Genomic DNA, 24,033 nt, shown 5'->3' with positions numbered 1-24,033 from the left:
CCCGCAAATCTTTTAGGCGGGGTTAGTGGCCAAATGGAAATGTTTCTTGTGCTTTTCACAAGACAATTATTTCGTGAAGGAACTTACCCCTCAAGGGGGCACTGAACGGAGTCCCGCAAATCTTTTAGGCGGGGTTAGTGGCCAAATGGAAATGTTTCTTGTGCTTTTCACAAGACAATTATTTCGTGAAGGAACTTACCCCTCAAGGGGGCACTGAACGGAGTCCCGCAAATCTTTTAGGCGGGGTTAGTGGCCAAATGGAAATGTTTCTTGTGCTTTTCACAAGACAATTATTTCGTGAAGGAACTTATATCCCTCAAGGGGGCACTGAACGGAGTCCCGCAAATCTTTTGGCGGGGGTAAGTGACTTGAGATTGATTATTTGTGTACCGGGGCCAACTCCGTCATGCAGTCCTCTTATTAAACCCTTAATTAATATTGTATCCACATGCGTGATCTACTCTTTGAAATCGGCACAGAAGAAATTCCGGCAGGTTATCTTGATCCGGCGCTTACCCAGCTAGAGACACTGTTTTGCCGGAAGGCGGCTGAGCTGAAAATCGGCCACGGAGCTGTCAGGGTGCTGGGTACCCCGCGCAGGCTTGCGTTGATCGTACAAGATGTTGTTGAAAGGCAGGATGATAGCAGAGAAGAACTCCTTGGTCCCTCGAAAAAGGCTGCCTTTGACGCCGAGGGGAACATGACTAAAGCCGCCATTGGCTTTGCCAGGTCCAAAGGAGCCGAGGTCAGTGCCTTGCAGGTGGTAGAAACCCCCAAGGGCGACTATCTTATGCTTGTGCGCGAGGTTCAGGGCGAGGATACCATGCATCTTTTGCCGGATATGCTGCAATCTCTCATCGTCGGCCTGTCTTTCCCCAAGTCGATGCGCTGGGGAGACAATCAGATCACCTTTGCCCGGCCGATTCAATGGCTTGTCGCTCTCTTCGGTCAGGAGACAATCCCTGTCAATCATGAAGGCATTGTATCAGGAAACCAGACCCGCGGTCACCGATTTCTCGCCGGGGAGCAATTTACCATAACAAACGCGGCAAGCTATGTCGAACAGCTGGCCGAACGATTTGTTATGGTTGATCCTGCAAAAAGAAAGAATGCCGTCCTGGCTGAAATTAAACAGGCAGTGGCCGATTCCACCGACCTCGCAGGCGGCCATGTGGCAATTGACGAAGATCTCGTCGATACGGTGAATAATCTCGTGGAGATGCCATTTGGTGTTTGCGGCGTGTTTGATCGTAAATTTCTCGAGCTTCCCTCGGAGGTCCTTATTACCTCAATGCGGGTCAATCAAAAGTACTTTCCCGTCGTCAACGAAAAAAACGAATTGCTCCCCGGTTTTGTCGCAGTGAATAATGTCAGAGTCAATGATAGCGCGATAACTCGCAAGGGCCATCAGCGGGTTTTACGCGCCAGACTTGAAGATGCTCTGTTCTTTTTCAACAGCGACAGTGAGGTCCGGCTTGAAAGTCGGATCGACAAGCTGCAGGGGATTATTTTCCAGGCCAGGCTGGGCACAATGCTGGAGAAAAACGAACGGCTCGTCAAGCTCGTGAGAATTCTGGCCGAACAGTTCAAGCCATCACTGGTAGACGAGTGCTGCCGTGCGGCCCTGCTCTGCAAGACTGACCTGCTTTCCGATATGGTTGGTGAATTCCCGTCTTTGCAGGGTGTCATGGGAGGGGCTTATGCCTTGCATGATGGTGAGAAAGCAAGCGTAGCGACGGCGATTAAAGAGCATTATATGCCCAAACGGGCGGGGGCCGACATTCCGTCCACAGATATCGGGGCCCTGCTTGGTCTTGCCGACAGATTCGATACCCTTGTCGGTTGTTTCGGCATCGGTCAGGTGCCGACCGGCACCGCTGATCCTTTTGGCTTGCGCCGTATTTCCCTTGCGATCCTGCATATTATTGAAGGGAAAGGCTATACTTTTTCGCTTCGGGAGATTGTTCATAAAGCATTGGCTCTTTATGGCAACAAGGTAGATGGTGGAAACGAGACTGTTGAGGCGGTGATACATTTTATCAAAGGACGTTTTGCCAACGATTGTGTCAGTCGAGGGTTGGCTGCAGAGGCTGTCGATGCCGCCGTCTCAGTGAATTTTGATGATGTGAACGATTGTCGGCAACGGATTGATGCAATTATCAAAATCAGCCTGCTGCCTGCATTCAAGGTTCTTGCCGCTTCCTATAAGCGCATTCGAAATATTGTCAAAGATAACCGGCAGACATCCGTTTCTGCCGATTTGCTTGAGCATAAAGCAGAAGAACGCCTGCATACACTTTTTGGTGAGGTGCGCCAGGAAATGGAACAGCTCATTGAGAGAAAAGCATATCTGAAGGCTCTTGAAGTAATGCTGAAAATGAAAGAACCGGTCGATACCTTCTTTGATGAAGTGATGGTTATGGCTGACGATATGGCTGTCCGGCAAAACCGGCTCAATCTGTTGACTGCCCTGGGCGATCTTATTTTGCAGATTGGCGATATCTCAAAGCTGCAGGAAAACTAAACTACCCAGTCAAAATATCAGGTACAAAAAGAAAAAAAAGGGGGTGTTCGCAATCGCGAACACCCCCTTTTTTGGTGATTAATTAAAGAACAGATTAAGCTTTAGGATGGCAGGTGGCGCATTTGTCGATTTTCTTTTCTTTTAATGCGGGATCTTTTTTGGCCATCTCTTTATGACATTCAAGGCAATTACCATGTCCGGCACCTTTGAGGGTGTCGAGCTTGAGTTTGTCTTTCATTTTACCGGCAAGGGTAGCACCAGTATGGCATTTTTCGCATTTTTCAATTTTCATGCCTTCTGTGTATGCTACCTGCTTGCCATCAGCCATGCCGTGATGGCACTCGCCACATTTGAACTTATCCTGATGCACCTTGTGGGGGAACTGCGCCGGTTTTGGCTTGGCACTGGTGCTGTCGACAATTTTGATATCCGCTGGTCCTGTATCACCGGTCGCCATCGATGAGATAACAGCACCGCCCATTACAAACAACGAGACAACACTACAGACTACAAATTTTTTCAACATAATTGCTCTCCTTTCTATAGAATTTAATAAGGCACTTACATTGCGCTGCACTTTAATAATGCTGTATATACAGTTTTTCCTTTAACTTGTCAAACCTGTTAACTCTCAGTAATACTGGGAATAGTGCTACAATGTGGCCGCACCGGAGGTTTAACTCGAACCGTAGCTGTGCAAGCCGGAAAGGAGGAAATTAACCCCATAATACGTAAAGAGAACCGAGAGAAATCCAAAAATGGCTAACACCGCAATTTTCTTACCGGACCACCCTCGAGTATATCGGGAATGAAGAATGATGGCGTAAAAAAACCAGGTAATGAGTGACCAGGTCTCTTTTGGGTCCCAGCTCCAGTAAGTACCCCATGCCGAGTTCGCCCAGACGGCGCCGGTAATGATGCCTCCACTTAACCAGATAAAGCCGAACACCATGGTTTTATGAATAATATCGTCAATGACTACAGGAGAAGGGAAGCGGCTGGACAGTGCTGCCGATGCATTCCCGGATGCTGTCGATTTATTCTTCAGCAGATACATAATGCCCAGGGCCGCAGCCACGGCAAAGGAGGCGTAGCCGACAAAACAGGTGACCACATGGGCGATAAGCCAGTTGGACTGCAGTGCTGGAATCAGGGGATTGATTGTTTTATCGAGATCGGTGGAAAAAGAGGCATACGCCATGGCCAGAAAGGCAAAAGGAACGGCAAAGGCGCCGATAATTTTGGTCTTGAATTTCCATTCGATCAGGAGATAGAGAAGGATGATCGTCCAGGCAAAAAAGACCACTGACTCATACATATTAGTCAGCGGTGCATGGCCGATGCCCAGTTGATAGGATTCGATCCACCGCATGACGAGTCCCGCGGTCTGGACAAACCATGCCAGCGCGGTAAACAGAGTGGCAATACCACCAAGTCGAGGGGTCTTAAACACCAGTATTGCAATGTACAACACTGTTGAGAGCATGTATGTGAAGGTTGTGATGCCGAGTAGTTGTGAACTATCCATATTTTATATACTCCGTTTCATTCCATCAGGCGGTTGTTATCGTTGGACGGCGTGTTCAATACGATTTTTGAGCTTTTCGAAAACTTGAGTAAATGCCATTTTGTTTTTGTTGGTTGAACCGGACAACCAGAGCTGGGGCGTTGATGAGCCATTTTTTTTGAACAGCCATATCCTTTGATGTGATCTGAAAAAAGCGACATAGAGTCCCAGCAACATCAATCCGCAGCCAATATAAACCACCCATACCCCCGGATCTTTGGCGACTTGCAGGCCGGTTGCGTACATCTGTTTGACGGCAAGAGTATATTCTTTTGCCCCGCTGGTGAAAGTGGTATTCACATTGTCGTTCAGCCACTCAATGGACGCCGGGCTGTCCCCGGATTTAAACCATACTTTCGCGCGTACGACTCTTTGTCCTACCGCCTCGGCATTGACGATGCCGAAATGAAGGTCTTTGCCTTCCCAGATCATCTGTTTCTGAAAGGGGAGGGTGAAAACCTTCGATTCCCCGGAACTGTTTTCGGTAATGGAAAGGATAAAATCCTGATAGCCCTGATAACTGGATTGGTAAAAGGTTATTCCTTTATAGGTGAGTGGACTGTTCACCTCTATATCTCGGGTGAGTACTTCCTGGTCTTGTTCAATAATTGTCAGACTGCTTTTGTATTCCTTGGGCATGCCGTTGTTATAAAATTCAATGGCAAAGGAGTTGCAACGCACGGTAAAACCAAGCTCTAAGGCTTCCCCTTCCTTGAACGCAAAAACCTTTTGGGTCGAACTCATCTCCGGTATCATGACGCTTCCCTTAAAGCCCCAGATGTGGCCAATAATGGCCCCGGTAAAGATAAGCAGGATGGAGAGATGGACAATGTAGACTCCGGTACGGCTCCAGCGGCCTTTCTGGCAGAAGAAGAGCTCATTGCTGTCAATCTTTTTAGATTGTGCATGCCAGCCGTTTTGCTTGAGGAGCTGGGCAAGATCGATATGGTTGAGCTTATCCGTGCCAAACTCCCATTTATTGAAATTGGCCATTTTTTCTATACGCTCAGGCTCGATGGCAAGGTTATCGGCTTTTATTATTTTCCAAACTGCCGGGAACCGGTCCAGGCTGCAGACAATGAGGTTGGTGCTGAGGATACCCAGCAAGCCGAGAAACCACCAGGAGTAATACATGTTGGGGATATCAAGAATCTGAAAAAAATGGGCGGTTTCCCGACCAAAATTTTGCACATAAAAACTTGTCGATTCTCCCTGTGGGATGATGGTACCGACGATGGAAGTACCAGCAAGGGCGCAGAGTGTAAATATCGCCAGTTTAACGGAAGAAAAAAAGTTCCAGAGTTGATTGAATATAATCATAAGACCTGTATTTAAAGTGAGAATTATTGTTAAACGAAGAAGTACTACAATAGGTTTTGCAAGATTGCAATGAGAGAGAAGGTGTACTTGTGCATTTGAACAAAAATGGTGGTTTTTTATCAAGCCATTATTGAGGCTTATTAAGCAGATAACATGGATGACAATCTAATTGTTATTTACTTCCAGAACACTAATTCTTTGCCATTGGCGCCGGAAAAGTTGCCAATTCCATAATTGATAAGGGAAATATCTTGCCTTAAATTTTAAAAGAGGTTAAAAAGTCAGATTCTGAAGAATCGTTTACTCACATACAATATATGCATTCCTCATTTGAACCGTCGTCCGGCGGGTGAATGGGATAGAAGGAGATAACAATGGCCAAAGTTTGTGAAATATGTGGAAAGGGACCAATGGTTGGAAATAATGTTTCTCATGCACATAATAAGACTAGAAGACGCTGGTTGCCAAACCTGAAGATGGTGCGCATGGTCGATGCAGGTGGAAACAAAAAGAAAACCAAAGTATGTACCCGTTGTATAAGGTCCGGAGCAGTGGTAAAAGCTGCCTGAAGATTTTCGTTCTCAGGGTGTGTAAGGCGAGAGGATTTTTTCCTGCTCGCCTTTTCGTATTTGGAGATATCATTTTCGGGGAAATGTTATGAATGAGGAAATTATCAAATTTCTTAGTGCCGCCGAGGCATCAAGGCTGGTTGGTGCTATTCAGGAAGAGGAAGATATTGAGCAGACCAACAGAAGGATCCTGACTGTCTACAGTAAGGACGACCGGGAACTCTGCTGGTTTGACTTTGAGGAAGTAATGGCGGCTGTCGGGAATGCTCCGGCGGGTGAAAGAAAAGAAGCCGTCCATAATTATATTATCAACCATATCCCGGACTGGGTAACGGAACTCTAGTGACAGCAGGTCCCCATGCGATGCATGGGAACCAGTTCGCATTTATTCAGCCTCCTCCAGCCATTGGGTGAGCGGCAGGGGGTACAGGGCACATTGTGCCGACGGGGTGCTGTTGTGTCGGTTTATTATCTCATGCCCCTGTTGAAAGATAGAAACGGGCCGGTCTGACGACACAACCACCACAATAGTTTCGGAGTGCTGTGAAGTAAAACGCAGCGCAGAGTTGTATCGCGCCCCCCGTGCCCTGTCCTCGTTATCCACCCTGTGACCATCGAGCAGACAGGCAAATCCATAGAGATGCAGATCTGCACGAATATGCAGGGCGCCATCGACTTTTGACAGTCCCGCCGCAAGCCGCAGTTTGTTGTGTTCCCGCAGGTTGACCGGCGGGGTCAAGACCTGCCCGGCAATCACGGTCGGTTGGGGGGCCAGATCGATTACAAAGGTGCAGCCGAACATATTGTCTTCTGCATTGTGGACCAGCGCCGCAATAATTTTAAACATATCGTTTCTGATTGTTGCGTCGATATTGTAATCGAGCAAGGCCTCTTCCACTTCAAACAGCTTCGCCCGGTGGGTATCGGAACTGTAGCTGCCGTCCTGAAAACTGCAGATCACTTCATCCCTGACAAAGAGGAATCCCAGCTTGCCCTGAAAATCCGCGCTGATATGAAAGGGGCTTATATTACTTTCGGCGATGCCGAGAATGTTGACCCCATCGGAGATGAGGGTTCGATCGGAATGTTCTACTGCCTGCAGGAGTTTACGGACATGTTTGAAGTTGCTGAGCAGGGGCTGTTCGGTACTGAGGAACCGGGCCAGAAAGTGGATGTCTTTCAGAAATCGCGGTTCGATAAATGTCAAGGAACCGTGGGGCCGTGCTCCTTCTTCATTGGTCTTTGAAATGCCCAGGATTGCATCGAGCATTGGATAGATATGGATCTGCACATCGAGACCAAGAATAAGCCCTGCCTCATCGACAATGCAGTCATGGACGGCATGGGTAGCATATTCACGGAGAAAACTTCCTGAGATGCCGGTATACAGATTGCAGTCGTTGGCCATGTCATGGGAAAATCTTAACACTGCATGTTCCAGCCAGCACTCGGTCGGACAAAGGGAACAGATGTTTGGGTGATGCTCGGTAAACCACATCTGGTAGTACACTGAGCTGGAACTGCCGCCGTGGGAAACAAGGCCGTCCAGTTGCAGATTCGGCTGTGTTTCAATATGGTTGTATGCGCAAAAGGGACTCTGGCGGTCGATTGGCTTGCACCAGTCGCCATTGTCGATATAGAGAGCTTTCAGCTTTGGTTCATAGCCCCGCAGTAAACTTTGCGGATCACAGACAGACAGGGGATCGGTTGGTTTTAACGCAAAAATTACGGCTGCACGGCTGGCTCCGGAAAACAAGGTTAAACCATCGCGCAAGCCACTCAGCGTCTCACTAATGCAACGGTTAATAAAATAGGTTTCCTGCACATTGTCACCTGGGCTTCAGCGCGAGCGTGTATTCAGCAAGTTGTAATTTCAACACTTTTTCTATTCTACCATATTCATCGCCGGTTTCATAATTTTTAGACAACGAATCGGGAGAGCTGTCAGGCCGCTCGGTTGTCATTGTTCGGGACAATCAATATTGCGAAAGCAAGGAAAATACTCTGCATCCAATAGCGCATAGCTGCAGGGATGCAGAGCTGATACTGGCGGTAAGATCAGAATCGGCCTCTAAACCTGTCTTTGTTATGGTTTCGGTAGTCATTGTTACAGATGGTCGTTACGACTCGTTTGGTTCGGTGAGGGCCGTTTTTTATCGTAACGAATTTTCTGCAGGTGTCACGATACCCTCGATATGCCGGGTGGTATATTTTCTTGTAACGGCGATCACCGTAACCTTTCGAATAGACGGTAGTCTGAACCGGATGGTAGACTGGACCGTGGTGCCTCTGTATTTCATTGCCGATAAGAAGTCCGGTGACGCTGCCGACTGTTGCACCAATAATTGTCGATTCAACATTGTGTCCAATCGCCTGGCCGACAATTGCGCCAGTACCACCGCCCAGGATGATCCCGCCCACTCTTCTGTCTCCGGCTTCGGCGTTGGTCAGCAGCAGAGTTGACAAGGCCAGAATTGTTATCGCCATAAGCATCCGTTTCATAATAATTCTCCTTTTACTTGAGTTGTGGGCCATTGCCTGCCCGTTTGTCTATTTGTATGCGCAATCGCCCCCTTTTGATAGCGGACATCAGGAGATATTGGGTTCCGGGGCACCCGACGTCGGCCCGATTTAAGGTCGAGCTTTCTGGTTGCTGATTGCCGATGGTTTAGAACAAAATAGCGAGAGCGACATGGAACAGGGGAAAGGAAGGGAGCTTTGGCGATGCGTCCAACACGTGACTTTGTCGAAGGTAAAAATTTGCGGTAAAGTCTGTCAAGGCAGAGTCGCAGGGCATTGGAAAGCAGTACCACTGGCCTTCGCAGCGATCTGCAGTATGAGATGTAAGGCTTATCTGGGTCGGTGCAGCCGGGTGAGGGACAATTATTGCCGGAAATCCTGTTCTGCAGACCGGCGCTGCCTGGTTGGGTATTGCTTTTTTAGGATGGAATGGTTTGCAGGTTTTTCTGGCATGTTTCGGCAGAGGATCGTTATCTCTTTGCCATGGGCGCGTCTGTATCGTCTATAGGCTGGATGAGTCTGGATTTTTCACTTTCTTTCGGTGGCTCGCTGCCCGCTCCGTTCTGCGAGGGGATACTCTCCTGGCAGATTCGCAATGTCTTTATGTGTGTGACGATGTGGTTTATCTCCGGGCACCTGGCATTACTGGAGATGTAAGACCATGATCGCTTCAATCGATAATTTTATAGCTGGCGGTCGCTGCATCCCATTGGTAGGCTGAGCCCAGCCATATTTCTTCGATCAGATCGATATCGAGGTCAATATCGGTAATTTCACCGTATTGCTCGTAAACTGCCAGAATCTCGTCGTCACTGATGATATTGTCTTTGTTGGTATCCGCCCAGTGAAAGTGACTGAGAACAATGTCGGTCGCACCGGTTATCGGGGCTTCCGATTCGTGGCTGATGGCGGCTGTACCGCTGAATTCTGCCGTCTCCTGCTCTTTGCCGGACACGGCGACCATGTAGGCAAAGAAAGCTTTGCCTTGAATTTTTTTGAGCCATTTAATTTGTTTATTTTTCAAACCACCGGTTGTAACCTTCGGCGAGGTTGCCTTTATGATGCTGTTGTCCGGCGGAGTTTCTTTTATAATCAGGGCAGTAGGACTGTCCGCCGCCCCGCTGACCTGTATAACCACCGGGAAGGGCTGGCCGGCAATACAGTGGGGGGGCAGGATTCGTGCAGTGGTAAACTCGCCGGCGGTCTGGGATTGATAAAAATACCAGATGAAGGCTGAGACAATAAGCAAAAGGGTGCCGGAAAGGAGCAGCAGGGGCCACATTTTTGTTGGTCTCTGGTGGGGGGACGGAGGATCTGCTGTCGGAAGATTGTCTGCGTGCGGCGGCTGGAGGGACATGCTCTCTTCCGGCGTTTCAGCAGGAATATCTTCAAGGATGTCCTCAAGTTGAACATTGAGTGCTTCGGCCAGTTTAAGGCCATTGTCTCTCTTGATGCTGGGATATCGTCGATTTTCCCATCTTGAGATAGTATCGGTGGTTACCTCAACCGCTGTTGCCAGGTACAGTTGGGTAAGGCCCTGCTGCTCGCGCAGCAATTTTATTTTGGCCCCATCGATTTTAACCATGCTCATGGGGCCGGCAAAGGGATTATCAGTCATGTGTTCTCAGGAGTTATCAGATTTGATTGTTTTGTCTGCATTGGTTATACCAAGTTACGGTTGCCCGTTAAAGAATAAACTCTCAAGGCTGTACGCTTTGCTACCGGTGTTATGGTAGACATCGCTCGACTTCCCCCTATGTCGGCCTAGGTTTTTCATCTGAAATGTTATATCTTTGGAGGAAATAAGCAGACCCCGGTGAACGTGAGGAACGGGGGATGAGTATCCTGGTGGCACATGCAGATTATCGATGCTATACGTACGCTCGGGTTTGTTGTTTTTATAGCAGCCGTTCAGTCATAAGGTACTAAACAGTTTAACAGAAGAGAAGGTGGTTCATATGAAAAATGTGGTGATGATATTCTGCATCTTGACAGCCATTGGATTCGGAGCGGAGAGGGTACTGGCTGCGACCGGAAAATGCACAGTTGTCCGGGTCGATGGAACGCAGATGGTGATTGAGTGCAGTGAACAAAACAAAGGATTTGCCAAGGGCAATCAAATCAAAATCAAAACTGAAAAGAAAAAAGATGACCAGAATAAATAGTTGCCTGCATCGGACCCAGACGACTGGCAGCTGCTCATGACTGGCAGTATTTTTCAGGGCAGCCATTTTTGCTGAGAAACATATCACCGGTACAGAGAACCACTCTCTACCAGTCGAAGCGCACTATGTTATCGAGTGGCTCTGATTTAACAATCCGTACCTTGACGATCGTATCAGGCTTGATTTCTTTTGAGCCCGGTGCGGGAAGATCAAAATCCATGAGAATATCCAGAAGCAACAGATTGATTCGTTTGGGGCCGACCTGAATGACCAGCGCATCAATATATTGTCCCTGCCGATCAGCCAGGTATTTAAGCAGCCAGTACCTCTGGCGCTGATGACGGACATTGTTGGCAGTGGTTAATGTGCGGCTGAGGACTGACGTAAAATCTTTGCACATCTCCTCAGTAAAACAGGGCTCCTGTCGTCTGACGATGCTGCTCAACTGATGCTGCATGACCAGATCTAGCAATCGCCTGATAGGTGAGGTGACGGTGGTATAGTGGGATACGCCAAGGCCGCTGTGGGCTTTGGCGACAGTTGACAGTTCCCCCCTCGACATATTTTTACGCTGCAGGGTGTTCTGAAAAAGATTGTCATCTTCGCCATGGACGATCCTTTTCTGCAGCGGGGCCTGAGATCGGAAGATCCCCGGTACCATCCGGTCGGCGACATATTTTGCCGCCTCACTGTTGGCGAGAATCATCATCTCCGACACGATGGTCCTGGCCGGGGTGTCGCTTTTCGCCAGACTGACGTGAACCTTGCCGTGATGATCGATAAAGATATTCACATCCGGAAAAGGAAGCAGGAGTGCTCCGGCTGCCAGTCGTCTGGTTCGCAGTTTTTTGCGAAGCATATCCAGAAGCTGTATCTCCCGGTCGGTCGTCAGCATCCGGTCAACTTCGTCGTAGGTGAGTCGTCGTTTTACCCGGATGATGGAAGGAGTGACCCGGACCCGCAATACTTCAGCCTCAGCTGAGAGCAGGATCATAAAGCTTAAGGCCGCCCTGGTTTCATCCTGGATGAGACTGCAGATGCCCTGGGAGAGGTGGCGGGGGAGCATCGGCACCTGTCCTTCGGGGAAATAGATGGATGTACCCCGTCGCATTGCTTCGGCAAAGAGATGATCTCCAGGGCGGACATAATGGGCTACATCGGAGATGTGGATACCGACCAGGTAGTTGCCCTCGAACTCCTCAACAGTCAAGGCGTCGTCGAAATCAAGTGTGGTTGGTCCATCGATGGTGATGGGTGAAAGATGGGTCAAATCGCTTCTTCCGGCGTCGTCGAAAAGTTCATTCTGGCCACGCTGTAAAATAAGCTCGGCCTGTTGCCTGGCGGCAAGAGAAAAATTGACGGGCAGTTCGTGACGCAGCAGCGGGATGTTTTCGTTGGCATTCCACAGTCCGGCTTTGACCAGTAAATAAAAGGGGTCATGAGCCTTGTGCAGCCCTGCTGACTGCAGGATTTTTCTGGCTATGTCGGAATCCGCGGCATCCGTGCCGAAAAGATAGAAATCACGGATGATGCCTAAAATCTCGAACTCGATGGGACCAAAATCTTCTGAGGAGATGCTGGATTCCATGATTCGCGTTACAATTCCCGCACCTTCACGGATAAGTTCGGCTCGCTTGGCTTCCTTTTGTTGCTGCAGCTGCAATTGCTCGACTTTTTCCGGGCTGTTGACATGGATCCGGCCTTCTTTGTATTTAAAGAATAACTTGTCGGCGAAAATACAGCGAAGAAAGGCGGAGACCGTATCGTCTGTGGCTTCTGAACCGAAAATCAGTTCTACCAGAAAAACAGGGCTGAAGGAATTCGATCCGTCTTCTGCGGTCAGTTCCCATATTTCCTCAAGATTGATGAGACTCATGAGTGAGCTTCGTCTTTCGGTTGTATCCTGCAGAAGTTTTGTGAGCAGTTCTCTGCTGATTTCAGTAGGATGGGTATCTTTTGAGCTGTGCACGACGCGTGACAGCGGCAGGTTCAGTTCCCGTCCGTTTTGATTGATGAGGCGTAATCGTTTGGGCTGGCTTTCGGTTACCAGTGCACAAATAAACTTGCCGTTATCAAGGTATTCTATCAGTTTTCCCGTTGGAATCATTTAATCACTAATTGTTCAATAATAGTGTAAGCTATCTGTTCGCAGCGTATTATAATTTTATTTAAGTCTTTTTGTCTATCGATTACGGACTAAGGTGTCACAGTATAGTGTGGTATGCTATTTTGCCTACACTTATTATTGATGTCGTTGTAAAAAATCAAAGTGAACCGCAGAGATGGCCATGTCGCCATCATTTTTTATTGTAACAATTCAAAATTACATTTCTGATTATACTATGGATCTATTAGACAAGCCGGTGAAGTCCGGTATGGTAGCAATTGTCGGGCCTCCAAATGCCGGCAAGTCGACATTGATGAACCATTATCTGGGGCAGAAGATATCAATTGTCACCGCGAAACCTCAGACGACCCGCAATCGCATTGTCGGGATAGTCAATGATACAGAATATCAGGTGGTTTTTCTTGATACGCCGGGATTACACCAATCCCGGGATCCATTGAATATGGAGATGGTCAGGGTGGCCATGGAAAGTCTTACCGAAGTTGATCTTGTCCTGTTTCTGGTCGATGTGTCTTTGCCCCTGCCGGAAAAGGTGCAGGAGAAAAAGGCGGCGGAGCTAGCCGAGTACATGCAGCGGATCAAGGGGCCGGCGATCATGGTGCTCAATAAGATTGACCTGATCGACAGGAAGAAGGTGCTTCCGTTGATCGACTCCTATGCCAGGCTCTTTCCTTTCCATGCGTTGATTCCGGTTTCGGCTCTGGGTGGCGATGGGCTGGACAGCCTTTTTAAGGAAATTCTCGCTCTATTGCCGATGGGACCGAGATATTTCCCGGAAGATATTCCCACCGATGCCTCGGAACGTTTTTTGTGTGCCGAGATAGTCAGGGAAAAAGTCTTTTTGCAGACCGGTCAGGAAATCCCCTATTCGACGGCTGTTATGATCGAGTCCTTCAAGGAGGATGAAGAAAAGCAGCTGGTAACGATTCATGCGGCAATTATTCTCGAAAAACAATCCCAGAAAGGGATTGTTATCGGCAAGGGCGGCAAGAAACTAAAAAGCATCGGCATAGCGGCCCGAAAGGACATTGAAGCCCTGATCGGTCAGCGCGTCCTTTTGAAACTGTGGGTTAAGGTGAAAAAGAACTGGTCGCAGGATGAACGGTTCCTGAAAGAACTCGGTTACCAGTAGCGCCGGCTGTATTCTTCTCCTTCTCCTGGTCGTGTTATTTCACGGTTTTGTTAAAGTCATAATACAGTGTGAGACTCTTAATGATATTATAGGCAGTGCGCAGCTGGTTGTCTGTCTGCAGGCGCGCTTCCAGCTGCCGAGCTGTTTTCTCCTGGTCGACTCCCCTCGCTGCCGGTGCACCCGGCAGGTGGTGGGCGAGATCCTCTTCTTTTAAGAGTTTCGTTGATTCCGCAGAGTCTGCCGAGGGCCCGCAGGCAATAAAGGGAATTTCAACGTCCGGAGTGATTCCCAGTGCCTGGATTGAGCGATTGTCGGGGGTGTAGTATTTTGCCGTGGTTATTCTCATCCCGGCACCGTCGGGCAGAGGAATAATGGTCTGCACTGATCCTTTGCCAAATGTCCTGGTGCCAACGATTATGCCTCTCTTGTGCGCTTGTATGGCACCGGCAACAATCTCCGAGGCGCTGGCCGAGCCTTCATTTACCAGCAGAACCAGCGGGTACATCCTTTTTTCGCCATTGTCGTGGGCTGTATAGATGTTATTCTGGTCCTCCCGTCGTCCTTTGGTATAGACGATTGTCCCCTTGTTCAGGAAAATATCGGCGATACTGATGGCTTGATTGAGCAAACCGCCCGGATTATTACGCAGGTCGAGGATGAGCCCATCTATCTGGTGTTTCTTTTGCAATACCTGTAACTTTTCCTTGAAATCGGCGGTGGTATGGCTCTGAAAGTTGGTAATTCTGGTGTAGACAAAGCCCGGCGAGAGAAACTCCGCTTTAACCGACTGGATGGGAATAATTTCTCGTTTCAGTGTGATGACCTTGAGCTTATCCCAGCCTTCCCGGTGAATGGACAGCGTGACACTCGATCCTGCCGGGCCACGCAGTTTTTTGATCGCCTCATCCGGACCCATGTTTTTGGTATTCACCCCGTCTATCTCGATGATCGTATCGTTTGCCTTCAAGCCAGCCAGATCCGCAGGCGTGTCTGCTATCGGACTGACCACGGTTAAAAGATCGTTTTTTATGGTCACCTCGATACCGATACCGGAAAAAGATCCCCGTGTTTCTTCCTGGAGGTCTTTGAAACTATCCGGGGGCATGTAGGATGAATGCGGGTCAAGGGAGAATAACAGGCCCCGGATTGCACCGTTTATAACTTCTTTGGTATCGATTTCTTCAACATAATTTTCCTGGAGGATGCTCAGCACATTCGAAAAAATTTCCAGTTGTTTGTAGGTCGCTGTTTTTGCATCATCAGCATTTTCTGCAAGCACTGGAGTGCAGAGGAAAAAAAGGAGGATAGCCAGGGAATAAGCTGAACGGCGTGACATACAGTTGGAAAAAGACATATGTGACCTCGGTCCTGAAATATATTTGTAGTGAACAAAACCTTCCGCACCTAACTGGTCGGGCGGGCATTAGTGTAGTATTGACAGCTTGTCAGGGTTGAGCCATAGTAAAGGATCCTGGGATTCACTGCCATGACGAATTTCAAAATAAAGCCCTTCATCAAAAAGAGTCGCGGTGTCTCCCGTGACGCCGATGCTCTGTCCCTGTTTGACTTTTTGTCCCTTCTTAACCGAAATCTTTTCGATTCTCGACGTAACTGTATAATATTCAAAACCATGATGAATGATAACTGTATTGCCAAATCCTCGCAAATATCCTGAGAAAGACACCTCGCCGTCACTCACGGCAATGATTCTGGTGCCATCGGGTGCCTTGAATGCAATACCTTCTGAGCTGCTGGATATGCCAAGGGTATTGGTTTTTTCCTGATGGTACAGGGTGATGACCGCGCCATTGACCGGAGGTGGGAGCTTACCCTTTTGGGTGAGAAAATTCTGCTGTGCCACCGTTTTTTTCTTTTTCAAGATGGCTATGGATTTGGCCAGGTCGTCGGACGCCTGCTGCATTTCAGTGATCGCCTGTTCGTGAAGCTGTTCCTGGGTCTTGACTTGGGTCAGCAGGGTCTTCTTCTCGGTGGTGGTCTGCAGCAGCGCTACTTTTTCCTGCTCATTTTGTTCAATGAAATCTTGCAATACCGATTTTTCAAGATCGAGCGCGGTGGTCGCCCGGACAAGCTGGTCGATGGTCTCCCGGTAGGACTTGATCACTTCCTGATCGTATTTGATCAGAGTGTCGAAGGCGTCATGAAAGGTGAGCAGTTCCGGCAGCGTTTTGGTGGAAAAAGTCACATTAAACAGGCCAATATTGCCCATGGTGTAATAGGCGGTTATTCGTTTTTGCAGGTGAAATTCGACAAGTTTTTTTTTCGCGCGGATCTTGCGAAGGGCATTTTCCTTCTGGTCGATCATCTCCTGCTGGTCATGCATTCGTTTTTCTAGGGTGTCGATTTTCTCCTGCTGGCCTACCAGTTTTCTGTCGAGGACTTCAAGTTCGGCCAGTATATTACGTTCTACCGTCTGGGTCTCAGCCTGCTTGTTTTCCTGCTGGAGGATGCCTTCCTGAAGCCGGTTGATAGACTGTCGATAAACAGAGAGATTTTTCGTGCCTGCCGCTTTATCGAGGGCAAACAACGGTGTTGCGAAAAGTCCAACCAGAGTGATGGCGCAGATCATAATGGCCGCAACAGATGACGATCGTCGTCTTACCCCATAAATGATATTGCGCATACCCGCTGGTGCATGGATCCGGCCAATTCTCATAACCCGTATTTTATTGATGGAAGACAAGGGATCAAATGCGTAAAAATTTCTGCATGGTCGAATAGCTTCCCAGCGTGCAGAGCAGTATGGAAACACCGATAATTGTGAGCCCGACCATCGGAGAAAAAAAAGAAAATTCAAAGAGATTCAGAAATCCAGGGCCGGAAAAGTGCAGCTTAATCCATTGAAAAAGCACGAACAGTGAGGCGATGCCGAGCGATGATCCAAGGATGCCCTGGAACAGCCCCTCCAGTAAGAATGGCGTGCGTATGTAATTATTGGTGGCTCCTACCAGTTTTAACAATTCAAGTTCAGCCTGCCTGCCGAGGATGGTGAGACGTATGGTGTACGCTACCATGAAAATAGTCGTCAGGATGAGCAGCGTCCCGCTGAGCAGAACAATTATTGATAAGAGTTTCGTGAAGTAATAAAATCTTTCGACCCAGTCCTGACCGTACTGTACTTTGGTGGTGCCTGGAAGACGGGCGAGATAGGCCGAGAACAGCTTGACCTGATTGAGGCTTCTCAGGTTTTTCATCGGGACTACCTCGATTGACGGAGGCAGAAAATCTTTGGGGATATCATTGAGGACATCCTGATTTTTCCCCAGCTGGCTGGCAAATCGTTGGTAGGCCTGGGCGCGGGAAATAAAGCGGATCTCTTCGACATCATCAAACGCTTTGATTTTGGAGATCAGTTGCTGCTGCATTTCCGGAACCGGTTCCTCCTCCAGGTAGACAATGAGACTGAGATCGTTGCCGAGCTTATCGCCGAAGTGGAGCATGTTGGTGTAAATGAGGTAAAAAAAAGCAAAAATCAGAACCGATAGACTGACGGTCAACAGGGTCATTATCTGCGAGCCCCACGTCATACGCAAATTTCGACCGACCTGACGGATCACCGTGAACCAGAAGCTCATGAAGTCTTCCCCCCTGTTTCAGCCAGGGCATGCAGCTGTCCTTTGCGGAGTTCCATGACTCGATGAGAGGTGTGTTGATAAAGCGATTGGTCATGCGTGGCGATAACTACCGTTGCTCCCGCTTTGTTACAATTGGTCAACAGCTGCATAACCCTTTCCGTCGTCGTCGCGTCAAGATTTCCCGTCGGTTCATCGACTAAAATCATGGTCGGTGAGTTGGCGATGGCCCGTGCCAGGGCCACGCGCTGCTGCTCACCTCGGGAGAGTTCGCCGGTGATGGTATCGTGTTTATCGGCGAGGTCGAGTTGCTCAAGCAAAGTTCGCACCCTGTTTCTGATCATTTGCGGCTTTTTGTAGGAGACTTCCATGGAAATGGCAATATTTTCAGCGGTCGTTCTATCCGTGAGGAGCTTGAAATCCTGGTATGCCACGCCTATTTTCTGCCGCAGCCTGGCCAGTTTGGATCCTTTCAGCTGGTTAATGGATTTTCCACCTATCTCAATCAAACCTTTGCTGGGAGAATCCATGCTGCAGAGGAGTTTCAGAAGGGTTGTCTTGCCTGCCCCGCTCATGCCGATTATAAAAAACATCTCCCCAACGTCTATGGATATGGAAATATCTCTCAGGGCAACGACATCGGGGGGATAAATTTTTGAGACTTTGATCATTTCGATCATCGTTTCTGCAGTTTTACTCATCGCATTGATTCTTTTGCCGGGTCGGCGTGTGGTTTACCTTTGTCAAGTGAACTTCATTTTAGTAGCTTACAGATTACTTCCGTGTTTTTGGCAAGAAAATAATCTATCTCAAGGTAGTTATCCCGGCTTACTTCTCATTTACCGGGGTTTGTAAAAATATATAGTATCGCAGGCATAAACGCAATGCATTGCACTCGAGTCCCGCTGAAAAGAGCAGGGTGAGTTCCTGCAGGTAATTATTTATGGAGCGATGCATTAAAAACTTTTTTCTCAGGCACCAAAATGATCGGTATGGCACAGTGCTCAGTTTCGACCTGGAAAATGCTCGCGATATTTGCGCTGGCCCGGCCAGAGTGACGGATACTGTCAATTTACCCTTGCAAGTTCACCTGCAGTTGTTATTGTGCTCTGTTTCACTCTTCTAGAAGTTGAGTGGAGTCAGATTGCACCAAAGAAACTATTTATGATAAACAGGCTGTTTTGGCGGCAACTGCGCACCATTTTAAGGCCGGTAGAATTTGTATGAAGGAGACGAACATGGATTACAGGGATACCCTTAATTTACCCAATACCGGGTTCAAAATGAAGGCTAATCTCGCCCAGAAAGAACCGCTTATTCTCAAACAATGGGAAAAAGATCAGCTCTACTTCAGGGTTCAGGAAAATAGCAAAGATAAACCGCTTTTTGTCCTTCATGACGGTCCTCCATACGCCAATGGCAATATTCACCTGGGGACTGCTTTTAATAAAATTCTCAAAGACATTATTCTTCGTTCCAAGAGGATGGCCGGGTTTAATGCCCCGTATATACCGGGGTGGGATTGTCATGGACTGCCTATCGAACATAACGTTGATCTCGAGCTGGGCGAAAAGAAAAAGACCATTCCCATTCTGTCGAAAAGAAGTGCCTGCCGAAAATACGCCGATAAATGGATCAAAATTCAGAAAGAGCAGTTTAAGAGACTGGGGGTCTTGGGTGACTGGGACAATCCCTACCTCACCATTAATTACGAGTACGAGGCAACCATCGCCAGGGAATTTAATGCCTTTCTTCTCTCTGACGCGGTCATTCGCAACCGCAAGCCGGTGTATTGGTGTGCAACCTGTACCACGGCGCTTGCCGAGGCCGAAGTCGAATATCATCCCCATACCTCACCTTCGATCTATGTCAAGTTTCAGTCAGAAAGCAAGCTGGACGACATTGATCCCTCTCTTGATGGGGAGAAGGTCTATTTTGTGATCTGGACGACGACCCCATGGACGTTGCCGGCTAATCTGGCCGTTGCCCTGCATCCGGATTTTATCTATGCCGCGGTTGCCGTCGGCGACGAAACCTGGATTCTTGCCCGCGATCTGGTCGATAAAGTCATGGCCGAGATCGGGCAGAAAGATTTTACCATCAAGGGCACCTTTGGTGCGAAAGAATTTGAAAACAGAAAATGCCGCCATCCTTTCATGGAACGGGAGTCTCTGCTGGTACTCGCCGACTATGTGACCATCGAAGCGGGCAGTGGCTGCGTTCATACAGCCCCCGGTCATGGTGCGGACGATTATCAAACCGGATTGCGCTATGGACTGGATATCCTCTCTCCTGTTGATGCCGACGGTATGTACACTGCAGAGGCGGGTCCCTATGCCGGCCAGAAAATTCCGGCGGTCAATACAGTCATCAATAAAGATATGGCTCTATCCGGTGCGCTGGTCCATGAAGCGTCGATTAACCACAGCTATCCCCACTGCTGGCGTTGTAAGAAACCGGTTATGTACCGGGCTACGCCGCAATGGTTTATCTCCATGGAGAACAATCAGCTGCGGGCCAAAGCGCTGGCAGCGATTGAGACGGTAAAATGGACGCCTGCATGGGGGATGCAACGGATCTATTCGATGGTGGAAGGGCGACCGGACTGGTGTTTGTCGCGACAACGAAGCTGGGGCGTGCCGCTGACGGTCATAAGTTGCAAGTCCTGCGGCGAGGTTGTCAAGAGCAAGGCTGTTGTCGAAAAAATCGACGCCCTGTTTAAAAAAGAAGGCGCGGATGCCTGGTTCAGTCATGATGTCGCTGACTTTCTGGTTGCCGGCAGGAGCTGCGCCAAGTGCGGTGCCACTGAATTTGAGAAGGAAAATGATATTCTCGATGTCTGGTTTGACTCGGGAGTAAGCCATGCCGCGGTCTGCGAACAGCGGGAAGAGCTGCGATCCCCAGCTGACCTGTACCTGGAAGGCAGCGATCAGCATCGTGGCTGGTTTCAGAGTTCGCTGCTGACATCGACGGGAACCCGTGACCGGGCACCATTTAAAGGGGTGCTCACCCATGGCTATGTGGTAGACGGGCAGGGCAAGAAAATGTCCAAATCCGTCGGCAACGTCGTGCTCCCCTCGGAAGTCATTGAAAAATACGGTGCCGAAATCCTGCGCCTCTGGGTCGCCAGTGAGGATTACCAGGACGACATTAAGGTCTCGGATGAAATTCTGCGGCAGATTTCTGATTCCTATCGCAAAATCCGCAATACCATTCGCTATTTTCTAGGCAACCTGGCTGATTTTCAACCGGAAAAACAGCGGGTATCCTACAGTGAACTCCCGGAGCTGGATCGCTGGGCTCTGGCGAAATTCGAGGAACTGAAGGTGAAAGTCATCAAGGGCTATGAAAATTACGAATTTCACGGTATCTATCAGAGGTTGAATTACTTCTGCGGGACGACGATGAGTTCTTTTTACCTCGATATTTTAAAAGATCGCCTCTATACCTCCGGCACTGATTCGCATCTCAGACGTTCGGCGCAGACAGTTCTCTATACAATTCTCGATGGATTGCTCCGCCTGATGAGCCCTATCCTCTGTTTCACCGCCGCCGAGGCCTGGGATGCTCTTCATGGTCTTGCCGAAAATGGACCGGTTGATGACAGGAGCATCTATTTCGCCCAGTTTCCACCCGAAGAAAAAATAGAAGTTGACTCCCTGATGATGGACAAATGGGCCAAGCTTATCAAGGTTCGTTCGGAGATTACCAAGGCCCTGGAAATTGCCCGTCGGGACAAGGTCATCGGCCATCCACTGGAAGCGGAAGTGTTGGTAAAAGCGGAAGGAGAATTTGCGCAGTTTCTCAAAAACGAGTGGAAGACGGTCAAAGAGATATCGATCATCTCCGAACTTTCCGACCTGTCTGCTGATATGGTGCTAAGTGGCGTGCGATTCAGCAGTGAAGAAATCCCCGGATTTGTCATCCAGGTACAACCGGCACCGGGCGAGAAATGCCTGAGATGCTGGCTGCGCTCCAAAACGGTAGGGCAGAATGCGGCGCACCCCGAAATCTGCAGCCGGTGTGCAGATGTTCTGGCGGAAATGGCCGAACCGTCTTAACGTATACAGCGTGGTATAAAGCGTGGCGTATTTTGTAATCATTCTGGTAACAATAATTGCAGATCAACTGACCAAATCACTTGTTGTCGGGTCGTTGCGCTTATATGAGTCCAGGGAAATTATTTCGGGTTTTTTCAACCTGGTCTATGTTACCAACAGCGGCGCAGCCTTTAGTTTTCTGGCTGATGTACATTCGCCCTGGCGGCATTATTTTTTTCTTGGCATTGGTTCGGTGGCGCTTGTCGGGCTGACCATCGCTTACTGGAAAATGAGAAGGATGAATCCCCTTTATTGCTGGCCGCTGGCCTTGATTGCCGGGGGGGCCGCCGGCAACATGGTTGATAGGGTTCGGTTTGGAGCGGTGATTGATTTTCTTGATTTTTATGCAGGCAGCTGGCACTGGCCGGCTTTTAATGTCGCCGATTCGGCAATCTGCATTGGGGTAGGGCTTTTTCTGCTTATCCCGAAAACCGGAGAATAAACTGCAGTTCTTTTTTTTGAAATACGATAACAGGATTTGAGGAACAATTAATGAAAATTGCTGTGCTGTTTCCCGGCCAGGGCTCGCAATACCTGGGCATGGGGCAAGAATTTGTCAAAACCGATGTTGCATGTGCCGCTCTTATGGCAATGGCCGAGGCTGCCTGTGAGCTGAACCTTGGCGATTTGTGCAATGACGGACCGATGGAAGAGTTGACAAGAGCTACCAATCTGCAACCGGCAATCACTATTACCAATCTTATCTGCTGGCAGGCCTTCAAGAATGCGCTGGGGAATGCAGCTGTGGTGAGCTGTTTTGCCGGGCATAGCCTGGGGGAATATTCAGCCCTGTTTGCTGCCGGAGTCATGAGCGCTGAGGACACCATGCGACTCGTCAGCAAGAGAGGGGCACTGATGGAGCGGGAAGGGAAGATATACCCAGGCGGCATGCGGGCCGTTCTTGGGTTGGATATTGATACCATTGAGAAACTCATCGGCAACTATCGGGGACCCGGCAGGGTGACTGTTGCCAATCATAACACCCCGGCGCAGATTGTTATATCAGGGTCCATGGACGCACTGGACGAAATTGGCAGGAATTTTGAAGCGCAGGGGGCAAAGATCATTGCCTTGAATGTGAGTGTTGCCAATCATAGCCCGCTGGTCGCCGATGCGGTACCGGATTTCGCTGAGTTCATGAAAGATATTGAATTCAAGCCACCGCAAATACCCGTCTATTTCAATGTTTCCGGGGCACCGGAGACGGATACGCAGAGAATCAAGGAAATGATGGCCAGCCAGATAGCTGCCCGAGTACGCTGGTATGGGATCATTGAAGCTATGCTGGCTGAGGGAGTCGATACCTTTATTGAGGTTGGTCCCAAGACAGTGTTGACAGGAATGATGCGAAAAATTGTTCCCAAAGGGACCAAAGTAACAACCATGCAATTTGACACTCCGGCATCACTTGCAGAATGTATAGAGAAGATAAAAACGTGATTGAAAAATATAAAAACAAGGTATTGGCCGGGCGCAGCCTCACGTTTGGCGAAGCACTGGAACTGGCCACGACGGCCGATCCGGCTGAACTTTATCAGGCGGCGGATCAACTGCGGCAAAAGCTGCATAAGAACAGTCTCGACCTCTGCTCCATCGTCAATGCTAAGTCGGGAAAATGCGAAGAGAACTGTAAGTTTTGTGCACAGTCTTCACATTACGACGTCGAAGTTATTACCTATGATACAGTCGATGTGGTCAAAGCGGTAACTCTTGCCAAAGAAAATGAACAACATGGAGTGCAGCGCTTTTCTCTCGTCACCGCCGGTCGGTCCGTCTCTGAAAAAAATCTCGAGGAGTTTCGAAAAATATATCAGCAGCTCCGGGACCAGACGCAGCTTTCGCTGTGTGCGTCCATGGGGTTTCTGACCCCGGAAAAGGCACAAAAGCTCAAGGAAATGGGCGTCAGTCGATATCACTGCAACCTTGAAACGAGCCGAAGTTTTTTCCCGCAGGTCTGCACCAGTCATACCTGGGATGAAAAAGTGGCAACCATCAAGATTGCCAGGGATGCCGGACTTGATATCTGTTCCGGCGGTATTGTCGGTATGGGGGAGAGTCTTGCACAACGTCTTGAGCTGGCCTTTGAGCTCCGCGAACTCGAAATTCTGTCAATACCCTTAAATATCCTGACCCCTATTGCCGAGACGCCCTTTGCCGATATTACACCTCTCAGTGTGGCGGAGGTTCTCACCTGTGTGGCCATGTTCCGCTTTATTAATCCGCTGGCGGTCATTCGGCTGGCTGGCGGTCGTAATCTGTTGGGCGAGGAACAGGACAGATGTTTCAGCGCCGGCGCCAACGGCGCCATCGTCGGGAATTATCTGACTACCATAGGCAATAATCTTACCGAGGATATTGCCATGTTCCGGGCCCTTGGGTTTGATGTGGCTGATCCCAAAAAACAATAACAGATCGATA

Annotated in this window: 21 protein-coding genes; 10 read left to right on the top strand and 11 right to left on the bottom strand. The window is 49.0% G+C overall.

Annotation, left to right across the window (positions count from 1 at the left end):
- The first annotated feature begins 448 nt into the window (after window positions 1-448).
- Entirely contained in the window at window positions 449-2,524 is a 2,076-nt protein-coding gene (gene glyS / locus FCL47_RS06285) for a glycine--tRNA ligase subunit beta (RefSeq protein ID WP_136812613.1), read from the top strand.
- Between the two features lie 94 nt (window positions 2,525-2,618).
- Here the strand turns inward: glyS and FCL47_RS06280 are convergent, their stop codons facing one another.
- The 3 genes from FCL47_RS06280 to FCL47_RS06270 all read right to left on the bottom strand — a co-directional run bounded on the left by FCL47_RS06280 (window position 2,619) and on the right by FCL47_RS06270 (window position 5,411).
- The gene (locus tag FCL47_RS06280) at window positions 2,619-3,050 is read right to left on the bottom strand and encodes a cytochrome c3 family protein (RefSeq protein ID WP_136812612.1); all 432 of its coding nucleotides are present in this window, start codon (window positions 3,048-3,050) and stop codon (window positions 2,619-2,621) included.
- Window positions 3,051-3,200: 150 nt separating this feature from the next.
- On the bottom strand, window positions 3,201-4,052 hold the full coding sequence (ccsB, locus tag FCL47_RS06275) for a c-type cytochrome biogenesis protein CcsB (RefSeq protein WP_136812611.1): 852 nt from the start codon (window positions 4,050-4,052) through the stop codon (window positions 3,201-3,203).
- Window positions 4,053-4,088: 36 nt separating this feature from the next.
- Window positions 4,089-5,411: a cytochrome c biogenesis protein ResB gene (locus FCL47_RS06270; protein WP_136812610.1), complete on the bottom strand. Its 1,323-nt coding sequence runs from the start codon at window positions 5,409-5,411 to the stop codon at window positions 4,089-4,091.
- A gap of 374 nt (window positions 5,412-5,785) precedes the next feature.
- Between FCL47_RS06270 and rpmB the strand changes: the two genes are divergently transcribed.
- Window positions 5,786-5,980 (top strand): 50S ribosomal protein L28, encoded by a 195-nt coding sequence (gene rpmB, locus FCL47_RS06265; protein WP_136812609.1) that lies wholly within the window; start codon window positions 5,786-5,788, stop codon window positions 5,978-5,980.
- Window positions 5,981-6,068: 88 nt separating this feature from the next.
- A complete protein-coding gene (locus FCL47_RS06260; protein ID WP_136812608.1) occupies window positions 6,069-6,323 on the top strand; it encodes a hypothetical protein in 255 nt (84 codons plus the stop codon).
- 42 nt (window positions 6,324-6,365) lie between these two features.
- Here the strand turns inward: FCL47_RS06260 and FCL47_RS06255 are convergent, their stop codons facing one another.
- Window positions 6,366-7,805 carry a DNA integrity scanning protein DisA nucleotide-binding domain protein gene (locus FCL47_RS06255; protein ID WP_136812607.1) on the bottom strand — a complete coding sequence of 480 codons (1,440 nt, stop codon included), beginning with the start codon at window positions 7,803-7,805 and terminating at the stop codon, window positions 6,366-6,368.
- A 233-nt stretch (window positions 7,806-8,038) separates the two neighbouring features.
- Window positions 8,039-8,482 carry a YMGG-like glycine zipper-containing protein gene (locus tag FCL47_RS06250; RefSeq protein WP_167496389.1) on the bottom strand — a complete coding sequence of 148 codons (444 nt, stop codon included), beginning with the start codon at window positions 8,480-8,482 and terminating at the stop codon, window positions 8,039-8,041.
- Window positions 8,483-8,929: 447 nt separating this feature from the next.
- Here FCL47_RS06250 and FCL47_RS06245 point away from each other — a divergent pair, with 447 nt between their 5' ends.
- On the top strand, window positions 8,930-9,157 hold the full coding sequence (locus FCL47_RS06245; protein ID WP_136812605.1) for a hypothetical protein: 228 nt from the start codon (window positions 8,930-8,932) through the stop codon (window positions 9,155-9,157).
- 13 nt (window positions 9,158-9,170) lie between these two features.
- On the opposite strand, the gene FCL47_RS06240 is transcribed toward FCL47_RS06245, so the two are convergent.
- A complete protein-coding gene (locus tag FCL47_RS06240; RefSeq protein WP_136812604.1) occupies window positions 9,171-10,118 on the bottom strand; it encodes a helix-turn-helix transcriptional regulator in 948 nt (315 codons plus the stop codon).
- Between the two features lie 340 nt (window positions 10,119-10,458).
- Between FCL47_RS06240 and FCL47_RS06235 the strand changes: the two genes are divergently transcribed.
- Complete coding sequence (locus FCL47_RS06235; protein WP_136812603.1) at window positions 10,459-10,665, top strand: hypothetical protein; 207 nt, start codon at window positions 10,459-10,461, stop codon at window positions 10,663-10,665.
- A 106-nt stretch (window positions 10,666-10,771) separates the two neighbouring features.
- On the opposite strand, the gene FCL47_RS06230 is transcribed toward FCL47_RS06235, so the two are convergent.
- Entirely contained in the window at window positions 10,772-12,772 is a 2,001-nt protein-coding gene (locus FCL47_RS06230) for a ribonuclease catalytic domain-containing protein (protein WP_136812602.1), read from the bottom strand.
- A 235-nt stretch (window positions 12,773-13,007) separates the two neighbouring features.
- On the opposite strand from FCL47_RS06230, the gene era reads away from it, so the two are divergent.
- Window positions 13,008-13,925, top strand: coding sequence for a GTPase Era (gene era / locus FCL47_RS06225; protein ID WP_136812601.1), 918 nt, complete (start codon window positions 13,008-13,010; stop codon window positions 13,923-13,925).
- 34 nt (window positions 13,926-13,959) lie between these two features.
- Here the strand turns inward: era and FCL47_RS06220 are convergent, their stop codons facing one another.
- The 4 genes from FCL47_RS06220 to ftsE all read right to left on the bottom strand — a co-directional run bounded on the left by FCL47_RS06220 (window position 13,960) and on the right by ftsE (window position 18,216).
- Window positions 13,960-15,279 (bottom strand): S41 family peptidase, encoded by a 1,320-nt coding sequence (locus tag FCL47_RS06220; RefSeq protein WP_240744159.1) that lies wholly within the window; start codon window positions 15,277-15,279, stop codon window positions 13,960-13,962.
- Between the two features lie 69 nt (window positions 15,280-15,348).
- On the bottom strand, window positions 15,349-16,566 hold the full coding sequence (locus FCL47_RS06215) for a murein hydrolase activator EnvC (protein ID WP_167496388.1): 1,218 nt from the start codon (window positions 16,564-16,566) through the stop codon (window positions 15,349-15,351).
- A 64-nt stretch (window positions 16,567-16,630) separates the two neighbouring features.
- Complete coding sequence (locus tag FCL47_RS06210) at window positions 16,631-17,518, bottom strand: ABC transporter permease (protein ID WP_136812599.1); 888 nt, start codon at window positions 17,516-17,518, stop codon at window positions 16,631-16,633.
- Window positions 17,515-18,216: a cell division ATP-binding protein FtsE gene (gene ftsE / locus FCL47_RS06205; RefSeq protein ID WP_240744158.1), complete on the bottom strand. Its 702-nt coding sequence runs from the start codon at window positions 18,214-18,216 to the stop codon at window positions 17,515-17,517. Before ftsE ends, FCL47_RS06210 begins: the two co-directional genes overlap by 4 nt.
- 537 nt (window positions 18,217-18,753) lie before the next feature.
- Between ftsE and ileS the strand changes: the two genes are divergently transcribed.
- Genes ileS through bioB form a run of 4 tightly spaced genes read left to right on the top strand, consistent with a single transcriptional unit; the run spans window position 18,754 to window position 24,023 of the window.
- On the top strand, window positions 18,754-21,576 hold the full coding sequence (gene ileS / locus FCL47_RS06200; protein ID WP_136812598.1) for an isoleucine--tRNA ligase: 2,823 nt from the start codon (window positions 18,754-18,756) through the stop codon (window positions 21,574-21,576).
- Between the two features lie 22 nt (window positions 21,577-21,598).
- Complete coding sequence (lspA, locus tag FCL47_RS06195; protein ID WP_136812597.1) at window positions 21,599-22,057, top strand: signal peptidase II; 459 nt, start codon at window positions 21,599-21,601, stop codon at window positions 22,055-22,057.
- Window positions 22,058-22,107: 50 nt separating this feature from the next.
- Window positions 22,108-23,055, top strand: coding sequence for an ACP S-malonyltransferase (gene fabD / locus FCL47_RS06190; protein WP_136812596.1), 948 nt, complete (start codon window positions 22,108-22,110; stop codon window positions 23,053-23,055).
- On the top strand, window positions 23,052-24,023 hold the full coding sequence (gene bioB / locus FCL47_RS06185; protein ID WP_240744157.1) for a biotin synthase BioB: 972 nt from the start codon (window positions 23,052-23,054) through the stop codon (window positions 24,021-24,023). Before fabD ends, bioB begins: the two co-directional genes overlap by 4 nt.
- Window positions 24,024-24,033: the final 10 nt, after the last annotated feature.

The sequence above is a fragment of the Desulfopila sp. IMCC35006 genome, assembly GCF_005116645.1.
GTDB lineage: Bacteria > Desulfobacterota > Desulfobulbia > Desulfobulbales > Desulfocapsaceae > Desulforhopalus_A.
This window is presented reverse-complemented; position numbering and strand designations above follow the sequence as displayed.